This window comes from Paracoccus sp. (in: a-proteobacteria) (assembly GCF_032007265.1).
In the GTDB taxonomy this organism is placed as follows: domain Bacteria; phylum Pseudomonadota; class Alphaproteobacteria; order Rhodobacterales; family Rhodobacteraceae; genus Paracoccus.
Window position 1 is genome coordinate 13919 of record NZ_DALZMB010000038.1, and the last position, 19399, is coordinate 33317.

A 19399-nucleotide genomic window follows, 5' to 3' on the forward strand; every position below is an offset into this window, starting at 1 on the left:
TCATGAACTTTCTTATTGCTTCCAATATCCTGTTGTGGCTGGCGTTTATCGGGGTGAGCATGGTGCTTTTGGGCCTGATGCGTCAGGTCGGCCTGCTGCACGAGCGGTCATCGCCAATGGGCGCGATGATCACCGATCACGGCCCCGATATGGGTGACAAGGCGCCGGAATTCGAGCTGCCCGATTACTTTGGCCGCAATGTCAAAATCGGCGGCGCTTCGGCTGACGGTCGCCATACGCTGATCATGTTCACTGCGCCGACCTGCCCGGTCTGCGACAAGCTTTTCCCGATCATCAAATCGATCGCCAAAGCTGAAAAGATCTCGGTGGTGATGATCTCGGATGGCGCGCCGGATGAACATAAGCGCTTCCTGGATAACCACGAGCTGGGCCAGATCCGCTATGTCGTGTCGGCCGAAGCAGGCATGGCCTTCCAGGTCGGCAAGATCCCCTACGGCGTCCTGATCGACGGCGAAGGCATCATCAAAGCCAAGGGCCTGACCAATACGCGCGAACATCTGGAAAGCCTGCTCGAAGCCGACAAATCCGGTTTCGCCTCGCTCCAGCAGTACATGTCGAGCCGCAAGAAGCAGGCGGCCTAAGCCGGTCGCTTCAGTCACAACCCCAAGCAGAGGGAGGAAATATCTATGCTGGGGAATTTCAAATTCGACGATATGGTCGAAAAGATCTCGCGCCGTGTTGCTGGTCGTACCAGCCGCCGCAGCGTGATCGGCAAAATCGGTACCGTGGTTGCAGGCGTGGCCATCGTGCCGCTGCTGCCGGTGGACCGTCGGGGCCGCGTCAGCCGCGCCAATGCCGCCGGTGCGGCCGAGGGCACGGATCCGCGCGCCAAATGGGTGCCGCAGGACCATGACGTTCAGTCCTGCGACTACTGGCGCCATTGCTCGATCGACGGCAACGTCTGCGACTGCTCGGGCGGCTCGCTGACCAACTGTCCTCCGGGCACCAAGCTGGCTTCGGCCTCTTGGGTGGCAAGCTGCTACAACCCGACCGATGGCCAAAGCTACCTGATCGCCTATCGCGACTGCTGTGGCGCCAACGTTTCGGGTCGCTGCCCCTGCCTTAACACCGAGGGTGAGCTTCCGGTCTATCGCCCGGAATTCGCCAACGACATCATCTGGTGCTTCGGCGCAGAAGATGACGCGATGACCTATCACTGCACGATCTCGCCGATCGTCGGCAAAGCAAGCTGATGTGTTCTGCCGGGCGCATCAGTTGCGTCCGGCAGCCTTATTCCTCAAGGAGAAGAAAATGAACTCTGCGATGAAGACCCGGTCGTTGCTGGCCGCTCTCGCACTGGCGACCTTTGGCGCAACGGCTGCGTTTGCCGCGGATAAGGTCACTGTTCCCTCGGAAACCCCGGTCGCTGAGGCAGAAGCCCCGGCTGATGCGGTTATCGTGAACATCGACAAGCTGAAATACGAGACCCCCGAGGTGAAGATCAAAGTCGGTCAGACCGTCACCTGGGTCAACAAAGAGGCGATGCCCCATAACGTCGATTTCGTCAAAGGCGTTGTCGGCGAGGCAGAGCTGAAGGGCCCGATGCTCAAGAAAGGTTTCTCATTCTCTGTGACCTTCAACGAAGCAGGCACCTTTGATTACCACTGCACCCCCCATCCGTTCATGCGGGGCAAAGTCATCGTCGAGTGACACGCAAAGCGTCACGGACGCTTTGACCTGATCTGAAAGGAGCCGATCATGTGGATCCCCTATGACATTCGCGCCTCGCTGAAAGCGGAAAGCGACCCTGCCTCGGTCCGCATCTCGCGGGCAGATGACAGCTCTCGGGATTTTCTGGTCGGCTTCTTTTTACGCAATCCGGTCACCCAGGCCTGGGAGCTGGACCTTGTGGCAAGTGCCGCGGGCCAAGAGCTGGCAACGGCCAGCACGCCTGCGGGTATGCGCATCAGCTTTCACGGCAATGACAGCGGCAAGCTAAGCGAGGTGATCTATCGCCTGCCGGCGACCTCGGCTCAGGATGCGCTGAACCGGGCCTATGGCGACTTTCAGCCGCGAATGCTGCGCTATCTGACTGAAATCGGGCGTGGCATGGCCATTGCGGGCTGGCGCATTGCCGATACCGCTCATTCGGCGCGCTGGCGCTGCACCCCTTTCCGGCCCAGTGCGATGCATCTGGATTTCGACGCGCTTGCCCCTGTCGCGCGCGATCTGGTGCCGTTTGTCGAATTGTTTCAGCGTGCGCGCAACGCCCCTGACGCGGCCAGCCGCCTGATGGCGGCCTTTGCGGTTCTTTCGGCGGCCCAGAACGGCCATCCGGCGCTGGAAGGTGCCAATGCGGGCGCGTTCCGCATCACGCAGGAAATGCTGGTCCATGCCGGAGCAATGGAGTTTTCCGATGCCTTCCTTGGCCTTGCTCTGGTTGATTTCATCGCGGCGATCACGCCCGAACATGCGCGGCTAACCTCAGCCGAGGGGCTGCTGGCTGCGGTCTCGGATGATCTGCGCGCCCAGCAAAAGCTGGCGCAGATCGCCAATTTGACTGATCTGATCGCCCATCGCCTGATCCTGTCCGAGATGCGCATGCGTGCCACGGCCCTTGCGGCGGATCTGCCCAATGTGCGCGCCGATGGCGAGGCGCTTTATGCGCTGGGAGAGCAGACATGCTGACCCGCTTGCGGCTGGCAGGCCTGTCTGCCGTTGGTGTGACCGTGCTTACTGCAATCGCCGGTTTTGCTGCGGTCGAACATGGGCAGCCGCCCGCAAAGCCCTCGCTTGAAATTCTGGGCGAGGCTCTATTCAGCGATCCCTCATTGTCGCGCAACGGGACGCAATCTTGCGCCACCTGCCACGATCCTGACCGCGCCTTTACCGACCCGCGCGAGGGGCGCGCCGGAATGGCGGTCTCGGTGGGCGATGATGGCCAGTCGCATGGCGATCGCAACACCCCCACGCTTGGCTATATGGCAATGAGCCCCGATTTCCATTTCTGGAAGGAAAAGGGCGAATATAAAGGTGGCCAGTTCTGGGACGGCCGCGCCAAGGATCTGGCCGATCAGGCGGGTCAGCCGATGTTGAACCCGGTCGAAATGGCCATGCCCGACAAAGCCACCGTGGTCGAGCGGCTGCGTGCCAATCCCGATTATGTTGCAGGTTTCACCGCGCTATATGGCGCGGATGCGCTGAGTGATGTCGATGCCGCTTTTTCCTATGTGTCTAAGGCATTGGCTGCCTATCAAAGCACGCCGGAATTCTCGCCATTCGATTCCAAATTCGACCGCTTCCTGCGCGGCGAGGAAAAGCTCAGCACTCAGGAAGAATTCGGCTATGCCGTCTATCTGACCTGGAACTGCCGCCTGTGCCATCAGCTGCGCGCCCAAGGTGTGACCGAACGCGAAAGCTTTTCCAACTTTGAATATCGCAATATCGGCATCCCCGTGAACCACGAGGCGCGCGCCGCAAGCGGACTTGGCGCGGATTTCGTCGATTTGGGGCTGGCGGGTCAGGCGGGGGTGAATGATCCGGCGCAAGCTGGTAAATTCAAAGTGCCGACCCTTCGCAACGTGGCCGTGACCGGACCCTATATGCATAACGGGGTGTTCAACGATCTGCGCACAGCCGTGGTCTTTTACAACAAATACACCACGACCGCAGCAAAGTGGCAGATCAACCCCGAAACCGGCGAGCCTTGGGGCGATCCGGAGGTGCCCGAGAACCTGGCCATGAAAGAGCTGAGGTCCGGTTTGACAGTCAGTGATGCGCGCGTCGATGCCTTGGTCGCCTTTCTAGAGACGCTGACCGACAAAAGATACGAGCCCTTGCTCGAAGAACAGCGAGCGGCCCGCGCGGCCGCGACAGCCAAGGGGGGTGATTGACGGCCCGGATTGGCGCCCCGGGCGGGCATTCCCGCAGGAGTACGGAGATGGCACCGAGCAAACGCAAGGTCACCCGCCGTCAGGCATTAACCGAAACCGTCAAGGCCGCCGGGGTTGCTTGCCTTGGCGGCTTCTCACTTGCAGCGATCATCCATTCCACCAGCAAGGCCGATGCGCGCGCCATTCGCCCCCCCGGTGCCCTTCCCGAGGCCGAGTTTCTGGCCGCCTGCGTGCATTGCGGGCTTTGCGTCGAGGCCTGTCCCTATGACACGTTGTCATTGGCCGAATGGGGGCAAGAAGCTGAACTGGGCACGCCCTTTTTCACCCCACGCGAAACCCCATGCTATATGTGCAAGGATGTGCCCTGCGCAAAAGCCTGTCCAACCGGGGCGCTGGACCGCGACATCCCCTCGATCCGGGATGCGAACATGGGGGTGGCCGTTTTAGTGGGCCACGAAACATGCTTGAACTTCAAGGGCTTGAATTGCGGCATCTGCGTGCGCGTTTGCCCTATCCGTGACGAGGCGATCTCGCTCGAGCCGATGGAGGTCAATGGGCGCAAGGTGGTGATCCCGGTGGTCCATTCCAACAAATGCACCGGATGCGGCACCTGCGAAAAGCAATGTGTTCTGGGCCATGCGGCCATTCGCGTGCTGCCGCGTGATCTGGGGTTGGGTGGCCCGGGGCGCAACCGCGCAGGCCGGAGCGTGTGATGGCACGGGTTTCGTTGCGTCGGGCCATGGATTGGTGGATCTCGGACAGTCGCCGCCAAGGAGTTCAGGCGCATGGCGTGATCCGCGCCCACAAATGGTGGTTTCTGCGCCGTATAACACAAATTCTTGTGTTGGCGATCTTTATGACCGGGCCGCTTTTCGGGATCTGGATCGCTAAGGGCAATTTCGCCTCCAGTAGTTTGCTGGGCCTGATTAGCCTCAGTGACCCCTATATCTTTGTGCAATCCCTGTTGGGCTGGCATTGGCCGATCCTGCCCGCGATTACCGGGGCGCTTTTGATCACGGCTCTTTATCTTGTGGTGGGCGGTCGGGCATATTGTGGCTGGGTCTGTCCGGTCAATGTCGTCACCGATGCGGCCTATTGGCTGCGCGAGAAAACCGGGCTGACGCGGGATCGCAAGTTGGATAAGCGCACGCGGCTATATGTGCTGGCGGGAACGCTGATTGCCTCGATGATCACGGGGACGATCGCCTGGGAATTTGTCAATCCCGTCAGCCTGCTGCAACGTGCCTTCATCACGGGCATCGGCATTGGCTGGGTCGTGATCCTGATCGTCTTTTTGCTGGATATGTTCGTCTCGCGCCGGGCGTGGTGCAGCCATCTTTGCCCGGTCGGCGCCTTTTACGGCATCATTGGCCGGGCCAGCCTTGTGCGCGTCTCGGCGCGCCACCGCGATGCTTGCACCGATTGCGGCGCTTGCTTCAACATCTGCCCCGAGCCACATGTGATCGTGCCGGCCTTGAAGGGCAAGGACAGCCCGCTGATCCTGCATGGAGATTGCCAAAATTGCGGCGGCTGCATCGATTCCTGTCCGGTCGATGTCTTTGCCATGACCACCCGCCTGCGCCCCTAGGCCCCGGCACAAGCCCGGCCCTTAACGACGCTTGTCATCTGTCCTGAGTGTGAGCGATAACAAACATCTACGCTCTTTGATTGCGAGGGGCGCAGAAAGGGCGACAGGTGTAAGATTTGGATCCGACCATTGAGCTGGTGAATATCTTCGGCGCGGCAGCCTTGCTGCTTTGGGGGCTGGGCCAGATCAAAACCGGCATCCTGCGCGCATTTGGCGCCTCGCTGCGTCAATGGATAGCCAAAGGCACCAAGAACCGGGTTTTTGCCGCATTCTGGGGCTTTATGGCGACGCTTGCGCTGCAATCAAGCACAGCAGTCGCCGTGATAACCGCGTCATTTGCGGCGCGCGAATTCATCACTTTGGCTATGGCTCAGGCGGTGATGCTGGGGGCCAATCTGGGCACTTCGATCGTGGCATTGGTGCTGTCCGCCGATGTCAGCGCCTTTGCCAGCCTGTTGATCCTGATCGGCGTTGCCATGTCGCTGGGGGCCAAAAGCGTGACGGCCAAAGGCGTGGCGCGGGCGGTTCTGGGGCTGGGGCTGATGCTGCTGGCGCTGCGGTTGATGGACGAATCGACCCAGCCTTTGCGCGATTCCCAGGTCGTTGCGACCGTTCTGACGGCGCTGGGTCAGGCGCCGCTGTTGGCGGTACTTGTGGCCGCGGGGCTGGCGGTTATCGCCTCGTCCAGCCTGGCTGTGATCGTGCTGGCCATGGTTCTGGCGGGCGGCGGGATGATCTCGGGGCCGATGGCGATCTATCTGGTGGCCGGGGCCAATCTGGGCGGAGCAGTTCCGCCTTGGCTGGCGGTTACGGGCGAGGGGCCACAGGCCCGGCGTCTGACTTTGGCCAATCTGATCGTGCGCGGGCTGGGTGCCACGGTGATCACGATCTTCGCGGCCCCGATCGCGCAGTGGCTGATCGCGCTGACGGGCGATCCGCGCAGCTTGCCTGCGATTGCGCATATTGCCTTCAATATGGGGTTGCTGGTCGTCTTCTTGCCGCTGATCACCCCGGTCGGGCGGTTGGTGGCGCGGATGATCCCGGACGGGCCGATGACCCCTTCCGAGCAGCCCTCGTATCTGGATGACAGCTTGCTGGACACGCCCGAACTGGCGCTTGCCGTGGCCAAGCGCGAAACCCTGCATCTGGGTGATCTGGTGGCCGGGATGCTGGACGAGGTGATGAATGCGCTGGCCAGCCCCGATGAGGGCCTTGCCGAGCGTGTCAGCCTGCGCGAACAGCAGGTCGACAGCCTGCACGAGGCGATCAAGCTTTATGTCGCGCGGCTCTCGCAGGTTGAGCTTGACCCGGCCGACAGCCAGCAGGCCGATGAGATTATGTCTTATGCGATCAATCTTGAGCAGGTCGGCGACATTATCAAAAGCGGGCTGACCGAGCTTTTGGCGAAAAAGGCCCGCAAGCAGCTGAGCTTGTCGTCCGAGGGGTTGGCCGAGATTGCACGCTTTTTCAAGGAAACCCGCGACAATTTGCACATGGCACAGGCCATCTTTCTGTCGCGCGATATCACGCTGGCCTCAAAGCTGGTCGAAGCCAAGGTGAACATCCGCCGTCTGGAAGAAGCCTCGGCGGAAAAGCATCTGGATCGTGTGCGACAGGGCCGCGTCGAAACCATCGAGACCAGCTCGATTCATCTGGATTTGCTGCGTGATCTCAAGCGGATCAACGCCCATCTGGCATCAGTGGCCTATCCCATTCTGCGCGAGCAGGGCATGCTGCGTGACAGCCGCGTCATGACAGGAAACAGTTAGATGGCCAAAGCGGAAGTCACGCGGATCGCTGGATTTTTCCCCTTGGCCAGCTTGACAGCCGCAAGCAGTTTCGACAGGTCTTTGACAAAGGGAGCGGGCACCGGAAAGCGGGGGCCGCGCGAGGAAAGAAAGCAACCGACATGACGTCTTCGATTACCGCTGATCTGGTTTTGCGGAATGGTAAAATCTGGCCCGGCTACGGAATTCCCGTCGTTTCGGCGCTGGCGATCAAGGGCAACCGCATCCTGGCGTCCGGCACGGATGAGGCGATTGCGCCGCTGATCGGTGCTCAGACCGAGGTCGTGGACCTGGCCGGGCGCTTTGCCATGCCGGGGCTGAATGATGCGCATCTTCATCTGATCTCGACGGGGTTGCTGCGTCAGCAGGTGGATGCGACAGCCGATGCCGCGCCCACCCGCGCCGCGTTGATTGCCGCCCTTCAGGCCCGTGCGGCGCAAACGCCCAAAGGCGAATGGGTGCGCGCACGCGGCTTTGACCAGACCCGCTATGACGACGGTTTGATGCCGACCGCACAAGAGCTGGACGCAGCGCTGCCCGATCACCCTGTTTCGGTGACGCGCGCATGCGGCCATGTCACGGTGGCAAACTCGGCCGGTCTGGCTTTGGCGGGCATCAGCTACGAGACGGTAGATCCCGATGGTGGCGTGATTGGTCGCGAAAATGGCGTCCTGACCGGGATGCTGGCCGAGAATGCGCAAAATCTGGTCTATAACGTGCAGCCTACGCCCTCGTTGGACGATATTATCGACGCGATCGAGGCAGGCGGCCGGCATCTGATCGAATTTGGCATCACATCCTGCATGGATGCCGCGACCGGCCAGATCGACGGTATGACCGAAATTCAGGCCTATCACCTTGCTGCCCGCGACGGGCGTTTGCCGGTGCGGGTCTGGGCGACGCTGTTGGGCGATCCCGGTTCCTCGATTGTCGAGCGCTGCCATGCGGTCGGGCTGGTCACGGGTGTCGGGAATGACATGTTCCGCATCGGCGGGGTCAAGATTTTCACCGATGGCTCGGCAGGCGGGCGCACGGCATGGATGTTCCAGCCCTATCAGGGCCAACCCGAAAATTTCGGGGTCCAGATGCTGCCGGACGATCAGCTGTTCGAGCTGGTCGATCGCTATACCGGCATGGGCTATACGATGGTCTGCCACGGTATCGGCGATGCCTCGATCGATCAGCTGGTGCGCGCCTATGAGCGGGTGCGCGCAGCCCATCCCGACCATCAGCACCGCCACCGGATCGAGCATTGCGGCTATGTCGATGATGCGATGAACCAGCGTATGATTGCGGCGGGCGTTCTGCCCGCGCCGCAACAGGCGTTCATCCATGATTTCGGCGATGCCTATGTTGCGGTTCTGGGGACAGAGCGCGGCCTGCGGTCCTATCCGATCGGCACCTGGACGCGGTTGGGGATGAAGCCCTCGACCGGCAGCGATTCTCCGGTTTGCTCGCCCAATCCTTACCCGGATCTGCATGCGATGATCACGCGCCAGACCCATAAGGGCACGGTGATGGATGCTTCGGAAATTCTGACGCCAGAAGAGGCGCTTCGTGCCTATACTGAATATGGTGCCTATTCGCAGGGCGCCGAAAAGGTCAAAGGTCAGCTGGTGCCGGGGATGCTGGCCGATGTTGCGGTCTTTTCGCAAGATTTGCTGACCGCCGAGCCCGCGGTAATCTTGCATCAGACCCGCTGCGAGATGACCATTCTTGATGGGCGCATTGTCCATGACTTGATCACGGCCAAGGCCTGACGGTGCTGGCAGGCCGGCGCGCCCAGTATCAGGGCGCGCGGCCATGTCGGGCTGAGGGATAAAACCGGGGGCAAACAAGCCCCCGCATCACAGGGAGAGAGACAATATGCTGAGCAAACTTGGCCTGATGGCAGCACTTGCGTTGGGGACGGCAACCGTCGCCTTTGCGCAAGATGCGACCCCGCGTGAAGGCGGCAAGCTGATTTTTACCGCGCCTTATGGCTCGTCGATCGGCTCGCTGGATATTACCGCGACCCCGCATACCCAAGACGAGATCGTCGCCAAGGCGATGAACCGTTCGCTGTATAAGTGGAACCCGGAATCGGGCAAGCCCGAGCTGGATCTTGCGGAATCGGTCGAGAAATCGGCGGATGGCAAGACCTATACGTTCAAGCTGCGCGAGGCGAGCTTCCATAACGGCGATACGCTGGACGCCGATGACGTGCTGTTCAGCTACAACCGTCTGGCCGATCCGAAAAAGGCGCTGACGGGGGCCGAGCAGGTTCTGACCATCGCTGGCGCGCAAGACGTTCAGGACGGCAAGGCCGAAGCGATTTCGGGCCTCAAGAAGATCGATGATCGCACCATCGAAATCACCATGACCAATCTGGCCGATCCGGGTTGGGCTTTGATGTCGAACTATGCGCCGATCTATTCCAAGGATTACCCCGAGGATCAGCTGGCCTCCAAGCCCAATGGCCTTGGCCCGTTCAAACTGGCCAATTACGTCCCCGGCTCTAAAGTCGAGCTGGTCAAGTTCGACAGGTATTTCGAGCAGGGCAAACCCTATCTCGACAAGCTGGACATCATGCTGATGGGCGAGGCCGCCGCGCGCGACGTCGCTTTCCGCAATGGTGAAATCGATGCGAACGTGTTGGGCCCGGTCCAATACGAGGCCTATGGCCAGGACCCCGCGCTGAAGGACCACATCCTTGAAGTCGCCGAGGTTTATACCCGCAATATCGGCTTCAACCCCAATGTCGAAGCCTTCAAGGACAAGCGCGTCCGTCAGGCGATCAACCACGCCATCAACAGCGAAGTGATCATCAAGAAGCTGCTCAAGGACAAGGCCTATCCGGCTGTGTCTTGGCTGCCGACCTCGTCGCCTGCTTTCGACCAGACCGCGGTTCCTTATTCCTATGACCCGGAAAAGGCCAAGGCGCTGCTGAAAGAGGCAGGCTATGAGACCGGCCTGAAATTCGCCGTCACCGCGACGCCGAATGAAAGCTGGGGCGTGCCGATCGTCGAGGCGATCATTCCCATGCTGGCCAAGGTTGGCGTCGAAGTGACCACCGATCCGGTCGAAAGCCCGGTTCTGTCCGACAAGATCGTCTCGGATAATTTCGAGGCCTTTATCTGGTCGAACTCGTCGGGTCCGGATGCGCTGAAATACCTGTCCTGCTTCCATTCGAAAACGCCGCTGTCGGCCTGCAACTATGTCAAATTCAACAATGCTGATTTTGACAAGCTGATCGACGAAGCCGGTAATGAAACGGATCTGGCCAAGCAAACCGAGCTGCTCAAACAGGCCAACAACCTGTTGCAAGAAGAGGCTCCGGTCTGGTTCTTCAACTATAACAAGGCTGTTATGGCCTATCAGCCCTGGATTCACGGGCTAAAGCCGAATGCGATGGAGCTGGCGATTCAGGACTACGAAGATCTGTGGATCGACGAGACCGCGCCTGACGCCCGCAAGTAATTGCGTCCTTCCGGTAGGGCGGGTCCGGTCAGCCGGTCCCGTCCAGCCTTCCGCTCAATTCCAACGAAAGGCAGAACCCGCAGATGATGCGATTCATCCTTCGCCGGATGCTGCAGATGATCCCCACGATTTTGGCGGTCGTCCTGATCATATTCGTGATCTTTAGCGTCGTACCCGGCAGCTTTATCTCAAGCCTGATGGCCGAGGGGCGCAACGCCACCAATGCCGAAGCTTTGTCGCATCTGAATGCGCAATTTGGGCTGGACCAACCCCTTCTGGTCCGGCTGTGGGATTATCTTTGGGGGCTGGCCCATTTTGATCTGGGCATTTCCTATCGCACGCGCGAGCCGGTCTGGGATGTGATCCAGCCCCGGTTGTGGCCCTCGGTCAAGCTGGCGCTGTTTGCAATGGGATTTGCAGCGGTGATCGGCATCCCGCTGGGCTTTTTGGCGGCACTCAAACCCGGCAGCATCTTTGATACCGGCACGATGATCGTCGCGGTTTCGGGGCTGTCGCTGCCCGAATTCTGGTTTGGCCTGCTGTTGATGTATGTTTTCGCGCTCGAGTTGGGCTGGCTGCCCAGCTTTGGCTATCAGCCGGGCAGTTTGCAGCACATCATCTTGCCTGCGATCGCGCTGGGGGTTTCGCCGATGGCGCTGCTCGCGCGGACGACACGGGCGGGCGTGCTGGATGTGATGAATGCCGATTTCGTCCGCACCGCCCGCGCCAAAGGCCTGACCGAGCCGCGGCTGGTGCGCAGCCATGTTGGCCGCAACGTATTGGTGCTGATCTTGACGACGATGGGTCTGCAGATCGGGGCGCTGATGGGTCAGGCAATCGTGGTCGAAAAGCTGTTCTCTTGGCCCGGCATCGGCTCGTTGCTGGTCGATAGCGTGGCCGCACGCGATATCCCGGTCGTGCAGGGCGCGGTTTTGGTGATCGTGCTGTGGTTTTTGGTCATCAATATGCTGGTCGATATCGCCTATGCGGTGATCGATCCGCGCATCAAGGTGGCCTGATGATGAAGCTACGTTTCAACTTTTCACTTGGTCTGGCTTTGGTCAGCATCGCCATTCTGGGCGCGGTATTCGCCGCTGTGATCGCGCCTTACGATCCGATCATGGATGCGGATCTGATGAATTCGGAAATGCCCCCCAGCTGGGAGCATTGGATGGGCACCGACGGGCAGGGGCGTGACGTGTTCTCGCGCGTGCTTTATGGCGCGCAGGTCTCGCTTACGGTCGGGCTGATCTCGCAGGTCATCAACTCTTTCATCGGGACCGCGCTGGGGATTTCGGCCGGGTATTTCGGCGGCTGGTGGGATGATCTGGTCAACGGTCTGACCAATGTCATGCTGGCTATTCCCTCACTGGTTTTCGCGCTTGCCATCATGGCGGTGCTGGGGCCTGGGCTGCCCAGCCTGCTGATTGCGCTGGGGCTGACCAACTGGTCCTGGACCTGTCGGATCGCACGGTCTTCTACCTTGTCGCTGAAAAATCAGGGCTTTGTGCAAGCAGCCAAAACTGCGGGCTTTAGTGATCTGAACATTATGCGCACCCAGATCCTGCCCAATATCCTGGGCCCGGTGCTGGTCATCGCGACGCTGGGTATTGGCGGCGCGGTTCTGGCCGAGGCGGCGCTGTCGTTTCTGGGCGTCGGCATTCGCCCGCCGCAGCCAAGCTGGGGCAATATGCTGTCTGACGCCCGAGAGCTGATCCGGGTTGCCCCTTGGGCCGCGATTTTCCCCGGCCTTGCCATCTTTGTTACGGTGCTGGGCTTTAACCTGCTGGGCGACGGTCTGCGCGACATGCTCGACCCCCATATGAGGACGCGGAAGGCATGAGCGATCTTCTTCCCGATCCGATCCTGTCGTTGCGCAATCTGCGCATTGGGCTGGGCAAGCGCCACCAGATCCTGCATGGCGTCTCGCTCGATATTCTGCCGGGGGAAACCTACGGGCTGGTCGGCGAATCCGGCTCTGGCAAAAGCATCACCGGGCTTGCGGTGATGGGGCTGTTGAAGCGGCCGTTGACGGTCACGGGCGGCACGATTCATTTTCAGGGCCGCGACGTTCTGGGCATGCGCCCCCGCGAGCGGCGCCAGCTGCGCGGCGACCGTATCGCAATGGTCTTTCAAGAGCCGATGACGGCGCTTAACCCGCTGCTGACCATCGGTCGCCAGATCGCCGAGATGTATGTGATCCACCGGGGCATGTCCTGGCCAGATGCCCGCAAAAAGGCCATTGAAGCCTTGGAAAGCGTGCGCGTTCCAGCCCCCGAAGAGCGTGCCCGCGCCTATCCCCACCAGCTGTCTGGGGGCATGCGCCAGCGTGTCATGATTGCGATCGCGCTGGCCTGTCGCCCCGATCTTTTGATCGCGGACGAGCCGACAACGGCGCTGGATGTCACGGTGCAGGCCGGTGTGCTTGAGCTGATGGCAGATCTGTGCCGCGCCGAGGGCACGGCGGTTTTGCTGGTCAGCCATGATTTGGGGGTCATCGCCAATATGTGCCAGCGCGTTGGCGTCATGGATCAGGGGCGTCTCGTCGAGGAACAGGACACCCGCAATATCTTTACCAATCCGCTGCATCCTTACACCAAGGGTCTGCTGGCAGCCCGCCCGCGCCTCGGCTCGCGCGAGCCGGGGCAGCGCTCGCGCCTGACCGAGCTGACCGAGGTTGTCGAGGCCAAGGACCGTGGCCGCGACATACCCACCCTGATCACCCCGCGCGGCCCGCGCATTCTGGCCGAGGCCCGCTCATGACCCAGACACCTCTTTTGGAAATCCGCGACCTCAAGGTCCATTTCCCGCTGCCGCGTCAAAGCCCCTTTGCGCCGCGCCGGACATTGCGCGCGGTCGAGGGGGTCAACCTGACCCTGAATGAGGGCGAGTGCCTGTCGATCGTCGGCGAATCCGGTTGCGGCAAGTCCACGACCGCGCTGGCGGTGATGGGGCTGCAAGAGCCGACCTCGGGCCAGATCCTTTATCAGGGCAAGCCCCTGAGCGGCGCAGGCGCACCCGGTCGCAAGGACCGCGCAAGGATTGCGCAGATGGTCTTTCAGGATCCTTATGCCTCGCTGAACCCGCGCCAAACCATCGGATCGACGCTGCTGGCGCAGTTGAAACTACATGATCTGGCTTCGGGCCAAGAGGCGCAGGATCGGGTGGCGGCCATGCTGACCCGTGTCGGGCTGACCCCCGATCACGCCAAGCGCTTCCCGCATGAGTTTTCCGGCGGCCAGCGTCAGCGTATCGGCATTGCCCGCGCGCTGATGCTTGATCCGAAAATCCTGGTGCTGGACGAGCCTGTATCGGCGCTCGATGTCTCGATTCAAGCGCAGATCATCAACCTGCTGATGGATCTGCAACAGAGCTTGCGCCTGTCTTATATCATGATTTCACACGATCTTTCGGTGGTAGAACATGTCAGCGACAGGGTGGCGGTGATGTATTTCGGCCGGGTCGTCGAAGAGGGGGACTGGCATTCGGTCTTCTCGCGTCCAACCCATCCCTATACACGTCGCCTGATTGGCTCGGTCCCCGATGCCGAGGCGATCCTGACCGGCGCGCGCGGCGTACCTGATGGTGCACAAATTCCGCCGGGCCGCCGTTTCGCGCCCGATATTTCGACCCGTCCCGACCCAGCCATGCCCCCCGAGCCCAGCACTCTGACCCCGATTGGGCCGGATCACTGCGTTCGCCTAGCCGATTGAGCCCAGATGAGTTTCACCGTCCTGACCGCCGAATTCCAACACGAGAGCAATACCTTTTCGCGTTACCGCACCGATCTGGCGCAGTTTCAGGCAGATTCGCTTTACTATGGCGATGATGCGATTGCAGCGCGCGGCAATGCCAATACCGAACTGGCAGGCTTTCTTGATGTCGCACGCCCTGCGGGCTGGCAGGTGATCCATGCCATCACCGCCCATGCCGTTCCGGGCGGGCAGGTGACGCAATCCGCTTATGATCATATCAGCGGCGTGATCTTGCAGGCAGCGCGCGACAATAAAGACCGCCTTGATGGCGTGCTTTTATCGCTGCATGGCTCGATGGTGCCGGAATTTTGCGAGGACGGCGAGGGGCTGCTGCTGCGGCTCTTGCGCGCCGAACTTGGGGATCAGATCCCGATCGCGGTCACGCTGGATCTGCATGCGATGGTCTCGCCCGAAATGGTCGAGCACGCCCAGATTTTCGTCTCCTACAAAACCTATCCCCATGTCGACATGCGCAAGACGGGCGCCCATGCCGCCCGCATCCTCGAGCGTTGCATGAAGGGCGAGATCGCCCCCAAAACCGTCCGCGCCCATGTCCCGATGCTGGACGAGGCGAATTCGGGCCGCACCGATATCCCTGAAACGCTGGCGCTTTATACTGCCGCGTCTCAGGCAGAAACGGATGGCCTTCTGGCGGTATCGGTGAATGCTGCCTTTACCGGGGCGGATGTTTTCTGCGTCGGCCCGACGGTGCTGGCAACCTATGACAGTCGCCTTCCGCATGCGCAGGCGCAAGCCACCGCTTTGACACAGGATCTGGCCACGAAAATCTGGGACGGCCGCAGCAAAAAGCGCAACGTCTTCATCGAGGTCGATGATGCCGCAGCTCAGGCTCTGGCCTGGCAGGACAGTCAGCCCCTGGTGATTGCCGATTACGCCGATAACCCCGGCGCAGGGGCCTATGGCGATTCCACCGCCTTGCTCAAAGGGCTCATCGATGCGGGCGTGACCGATGCGGTCTTTAGCCCGATGATCGACCCCCAAGCCGCCGCAGAACTGCACCGCCACGCAGAAGGCGACACCGTCACCCTCTCGATCGGTGGCAAGGGGGATGCCAATTTCGGCGGTGGCCCGCTTCGCGTGACCGGCGTCATTCGCAAGCTGTCGGACGGCGCCTATATCGGCGACGGTCCGATTCAGGGCGGCCTCTCGCACAGCTTTGGCCCGACTGCGGTGCTTGATCTGGGTGGGATTTTGGTGCTGATCGTGACCGAAGCCCAGCAGATGGTCGATCTGCAACAACTACGCGCCTTTGGCATTGAACCGACCCGCGTTCGCGTGCTGGCACTGAAAAGCATGCAGCATTTCCGGGCGGCCTTCGAACCCATCGCCGGCAAGGTCATTGTCTGTGATGCGGGCGCATTGGCCACGCCCCGCGCCGAGCGTCGCCCCTATCACCGTGCTCCGCGCCCGCTCTGGCCGCTCGAACGCGATTTCGACAGAAAGCCAGCTCTCATCTAGGCTTTCTTCATCAAGAAATACCCCGGGGGCGCGGGGGCAGCGCCCCCGTTCTTGTCCCCTCGTGCTTGCAGCCCCCGCCGTTGGTGCCCGTTCTTGGCACCCATCAGGCGGAGCGTGCTTAATGCAAGACCATGGCCTCCAGCATCCGTTTCATCGTCAAAACCCCCAGCGGCCTGCCATCTTGCGCAACCACGGTGACGCGCTCGGTCCCGGTCTGGGAAAATTGCCTTGCGGCCATTTCAAGCGTGTCGCTTTCCAATATCGTATGTGATGGCCATTGCGCAGGATCGCCGATGGCTTCGGCCAGGGCGCGGGTCTGAACGACCTTGCCGCGGTTCACCTCTTTGACAAAGTTCGAGACATATTCATCCGCAGGCCGCAGCACGATATCTTGGCTGGTGCCTTGCTGGATCATTTCGCCATCGCGCAAGATCGCGATTTGATCCCCCAATCGCAACGCCTCATCCAGATCATGGGTTATGAAAACGATGGTCTTGCGGATCTCTTTTTGCAGATCCAGAAGCACGGACTGCATATCAACCCGGATCAACGGGTCCAGCGCGGAATAGGCCTCGTCCATCAGCAGGATGGGCGCGTCGTTTGACAGCGCACGCGCCAGCCCCACACGTTGCTGCATCCCCCCGGACAGCTGGCTGGGATAGTGGTTCTCGTAGCCCTTCAACCCCACCCGCTCGATCCAGCGCATCGCGATGTCTTCCCGCTCGCGCTTGGCCATGCCCTGAACTTCCAGCCCATAGACCGTATTGGCCAGAACCGTGCGATGAGGCAGCAGCGCAAATTTTTGAAACACCATCGCGGTTTGATGGCGACGAAATTGGCGCAGCTCTTCTTTGTTCATTTTCACGACATCAGTGCCATCGACCAGAACTTCGCCCGCGGTCGGATCGATCAGCCTGTTGATATGGCGGATCAGCGTTGATTTGCCCGATCCCGAAAGCCCCATCACCACCTGGATCGAGCCCGCCGGGATCGACAGGTTGATGTCATTCAGCCCCAGGACATGGCCGAATTGCTTGTTCAACTCGGTTTTGCTCAGACCTGCGCGGACGCGCTCGACCATGGCTGCGGGGGTTGCGCCAAAGATTTTGTAAAGATGCCGGATCTCGATGGCCGCGCCGGTTTTTTCCTCAGCCATTGGCAAGCTCCACATGTTTTTGCAGGCGACGGCCAAAGGCTTGGCTTGCGCGGTCAAAGATGATGGCGATGCCGACGATGGCAAAGCCGTTAAAGACGCCGAGGGTGAAATACTGGTTGTTGATGGCGCGCAGCACCGGCTGCCCCAAGCCCTGCACCCCGATCATCGATGCGATCACCACCATGGCCAAGGCCATCATGATGGTCTGGTTCACACCAGCCATGATCGTGGGCATCGCAAGCGGGATCTGGACGTTGCGCAGCTTTTGCCAACTGGAGGACCCAAAGGCATCGGCGGCCTCCAGCACATCGCGGTCGACCAGCCTGATGCCCAGATTGGTCAGGCGGATCATGGGCGGCAGGGCGTAGATCACCACCGCGATCAAGCCGGGCACGCGGCCAATGCCCAGCAACATGACCACCGGGATCAGATAGACAAAGCTGGGCATGGTCTGCATCACGTCCAAAATCGGGTTGACCACTGCCTGAACCCGGTTCGAACGCGCCATCATGATCCCGATCGGCATGCCGACGGCAATGGCAATCGCCGTACAGACCATGATCATCGAGACCGTTTTCATCGTATCGTCCCACATGCCGAACGCGCCGATCAGCAGCAGGGTGATCGCTGTGCCGATCACGATGCGCAAGCTGCGGCTGGCCAGCCAGACAATCGCGATTATGGCAATGAGCACGATGATCCATGGCGTCTTGGTCATCAGCCGCTCTGCCCAGATCAACAGCGTTTGCAGCGGCGCAAAGAACGCCTCGATTGCATTGCCATAACCGCGCGTGAAGTCTCGAAATCCGTCGTCGATGGCCTTTTTCAAGGCGCGCATCGTATTGTCGTCAATTGCGGGAAACTTGCTCAGCCAATCCATCTATCCGCCTAACTGGGTTACGTGTCCTGGTTGGGTCAGGCCGCCTGATGGCAGCCTGACGGCTGTCTGTGGCGGTCAGAGCGCTGCCTTGATCTTTTCGGCCGCTTCGGTCGAAACCCATGGCCCCCAGATGTCGGGGTTCTCGCTCAGGAATTGCCGCGCGCCTTCTTCGCCGGTGGCCTGATTGTCGCTCATCCAAGCCATCAAAGCGTTGACGGTGGCGTTTTTCCAGCTGCGCTTGGTCAGGTAATCCTTGACCTCAGCGGGCGCGCGCTCGGAAAAGGGGGTCGTGATGATGGTCATGACCTTATCGGTGGGCCAAGCATTCTTGCGCGGATCAGGGCAATCCGCGACCGAGGTGCAGCGCTTCCACTCGGCCGGGTCGTAATCGGTGCCAAAGCCCAGCATGACCATCTCATATTTGCCCAAAAGCGCGGTCGGGGCCCAGTAATAGCCGATCCAGCCCTCTTTGCGCTCATAGGCTTTGGCGATCGAGCCATCCAACCCGGCAGACGAGCCCGTGTCGATCAGGTTAAAGCCCTTTTCCGCGCCACCAAAGGCCTTGAACAGCTGATCGGTGATGACTGTGCCGCCCCAGCCCTGCGGGCCGTTGAACACCGCCCCCTTCGAGGCATCCTCGGGGTCGGGGAACAGCTCGGGATGAGCCAGCGCATCATCGATCGTCTTGATGTCGGGATGGGCATCAACCAGATATTTGGGAACCCACCAACCCTGTTGCCCGCCATCCATAAGCGCATCGCCCAGCAAGACGATCTTGCCGTCCTTGACGCCCTGGTCGATCACCTCGGGGACAAGGCCGGTCCAGCCCTCAGGGGCAAGGTCGGGCTGGCCCTTTTCGGCCATCGAGGTCAAGGAGGGCACGGTATCGCCCACGATGATCTCGGCGTTGCAGCCATAGCCCGTGTTCAGGATGAACTGATCCAGATTGGCCAAGACCTCGGCGCTTTGCCAGTTCATGCTGACAATACTGACATCGCCACAATCCTGCGCAAGGGCCGCAGGGGCAAAGGCCAGCACGCCCCAGCCAACTGCCAGGGCGCAGCCTAGTGAACGTCGCTTATTCATATCGTCTCCCGGTCATTTTCGCCCTGTCTGAGGGTCTGGTGTTTTTGGCATTTGTCGTGTTGCGGGCTTTGGGTGGTGCGGTCTGGATGGTGTGATCTTGTCGGCGCTTATCTGTGCTGGTCTGGCAGGGGCGGTGCGCATGGGGCTGTAGGCGAAAGCATGACAGCCCAAGGCGTCTTTACCAGAGTTATTTGCGCAATTGCCTCGTGACAGCAGCAGAAGGGGTGCGGGGATGGGCCCAAGGCCCTTGTTGATCGCGGTGGATTTTGCCCTTGAATCGATGAGGTGAGGATTTGGCGCTCAGGTCAGTGGCCCATTTCAACATCGTTAAAGGCGCAGAAATCGACCTATTCCG

At 60.7% G+C, this 19399-nt stretch carries 18 protein-coding genes; 15 read left to right on the forward strand and 3 right to left on the reverse strand.

Annotated features, from left to right (window positions below):
* The first annotated feature begins 2 nt into the window (after positions 1-2).
* The 15 genes from mauD to RTS12_RS10020 all read left to right on the forward strand — a co-directional run bounded on the left by mauD (position 3) and on the right by RTS12_RS10020 (position 15922).
* On the forward strand, positions 3-602 hold the full coding sequence (gene mauD / locus RTS12_RS09950; protein WP_312528004.1) for a methylamine dehydrogenase accessory protein MauD: 600 nt from the start codon (positions 3-5) through the stop codon (positions 600-602).
* Positions 603-647: 45 nt separating this feature from the next.
* Positions 648-1214 carry a methylamine dehydrogenase (amicyanin) small subunit gene (mauA, locus tag RTS12_RS09955; RefSeq protein WP_312528006.1) on the forward strand — a complete coding sequence of 189 codons (567 nt, stop codon included), beginning with the start codon at positions 648-650 and terminating at the stop codon, positions 1212-1214.
* Positions 1215-1272: 58 nt separating this feature from the next.
* Complete coding sequence (locus RTS12_RS09960) at positions 1273-1671, forward strand: amicyanin (protein ID WP_312528008.1); 399 nt, start codon at positions 1273-1275, stop codon at positions 1669-1671.
* 48 nt (positions 1672-1719) lie between these two features.
* Positions 1720-2649: a methylamine utilization protein MauJ gene (gene mauJ / locus RTS12_RS09965; RefSeq protein ID WP_312528010.1), complete on the forward strand. Its 930-nt coding sequence runs from the start codon at positions 1720-1722 to the stop codon at positions 2647-2649.
* On the forward strand, positions 2643-3854 hold the full coding sequence (locus RTS12_RS09970) for a cytochrome c peroxidase (RefSeq protein ID WP_312528012.1): 1212 nt from the start codon (positions 2643-2645) through the stop codon (positions 3852-3854). The genes mauJ and RTS12_RS09970 overlap by 7 nt, the downstream gene beginning before the upstream one ends.
* 47 nt (positions 3855-3901) lie before the next feature.
* The gene (gene napG, locus RTS12_RS09975) at positions 3902-4567 is read left to right on the forward strand and encodes a ferredoxin-type protein NapG (protein WP_312528013.1); all 666 of its coding nucleotides are present in this window, start codon (positions 3902-3904) and stop codon (positions 4565-4567) included.
* Positions 4567-5442 carry a quinol dehydrogenase ferredoxin subunit NapH gene (napH, locus tag RTS12_RS09980; protein ID WP_312528015.1) on the forward strand — a complete coding sequence of 292 codons (876 nt, stop codon included), beginning with the start codon at positions 4567-4569 and terminating at the stop codon, positions 5440-5442. The genes napG and napH overlap by 1 nt, the downstream gene beginning before the upstream one ends.
* Before the next feature lie 116 nt (positions 5443-5558).
* A complete protein-coding gene (locus RTS12_RS09985) occupies positions 5559-7211 on the forward strand; it encodes a Na/Pi cotransporter family protein (protein WP_312528017.1) in 1653 nt (550 codons plus the stop codon).
* Positions 7212-7351: 140 nt separating this feature from the next.
* Positions 7352-8989, forward strand: coding sequence for an amidohydrolase (locus RTS12_RS09990; protein ID WP_312528020.1), 1638 nt, complete (start codon positions 7352-7354; stop codon positions 8987-8989).
* A gap of 106 nt (positions 8990-9095) precedes the next feature.
* Positions 9096-10688, forward strand: a complete 1593-nt coding sequence (locus tag RTS12_RS09995) for an ABC transporter substrate-binding protein (RefSeq protein ID WP_312528022.1) — start codon at positions 9096-9098, stop codon at positions 10686-10688.
* Between the two features lie 83 nt (positions 10689-10771).
* Complete coding sequence (locus RTS12_RS10000; RefSeq protein ID WP_312528024.1) at positions 10772-11707, forward strand: ABC transporter permease; 936 nt, start codon at positions 10772-10774, stop codon at positions 11705-11707.
* Entirely contained in the window at positions 11707-12531 is an 825-nt protein-coding gene (locus RTS12_RS10005) for an ABC transporter permease (protein WP_312528026.1), read from the forward strand. Before RTS12_RS10000 ends, RTS12_RS10005 begins: the two co-directional genes overlap by 1 nt.
* Positions 12528-13451 carry an ABC transporter ATP-binding protein gene (locus RTS12_RS10010; protein ID WP_312528028.1) on the forward strand — a complete coding sequence of 308 codons (924 nt, stop codon included), beginning with the start codon at positions 12528-12530 and terminating at the stop codon, positions 13449-13451. The genes RTS12_RS10005 and RTS12_RS10010 overlap by 4 nt, the downstream gene beginning before the upstream one ends.
* Complete coding sequence (locus RTS12_RS10015) at positions 13448-14401, forward strand: ATP-binding cassette domain-containing protein (RefSeq protein ID WP_312528030.1); 954 nt, start codon at positions 13448-13450, stop codon at positions 14399-14401. The genes RTS12_RS10010 and RTS12_RS10015 overlap by 4 nt, the downstream gene beginning before the upstream one ends.
* 6 nt (positions 14402-14407) lie before the next feature.
* Complete coding sequence (locus RTS12_RS10020) at positions 14408-15922, forward strand: M81 family metallopeptidase (protein WP_312528032.1); 1515 nt, start codon at positions 14408-14410, stop codon at positions 15920-15922.
* A gap of 118 nt (positions 15923-16040) precedes the next feature.
* On the opposite strand, the gene RTS12_RS10025 is transcribed toward RTS12_RS10020, so the two are convergent.
* From RTS12_RS10025 to RTS12_RS10035, 3 genes are all read right to left on the reverse strand, one after another.
* Positions 16041-17078, reverse strand: a complete 1038-nt coding sequence (locus RTS12_RS10025) for a glycine betaine/L-proline ABC transporter ATP-binding protein (protein ID WP_312528034.1) — start codon at positions 17076-17078, stop codon at positions 16041-16043.
* On the reverse strand, positions 17071-17958 hold the full coding sequence (locus tag RTS12_RS10030) for a proline/glycine betaine ABC transporter permease (RefSeq protein WP_312528036.1): 888 nt from the start codon (positions 17956-17958) through the stop codon (positions 17071-17073). Before RTS12_RS10030 ends, RTS12_RS10025 begins: the two co-directional genes overlap by 8 nt.
* 75 nt (positions 17959-18033) lie before the next feature.
* Entirely contained in the window at positions 18034-19044 is a 1011-nt protein-coding gene (locus RTS12_RS10035) for an ABC transporter substrate-binding protein (protein ID WP_312528038.1), read from the reverse strand.
* Positions 19045-19399 lie beyond the last annotated feature (355 nt).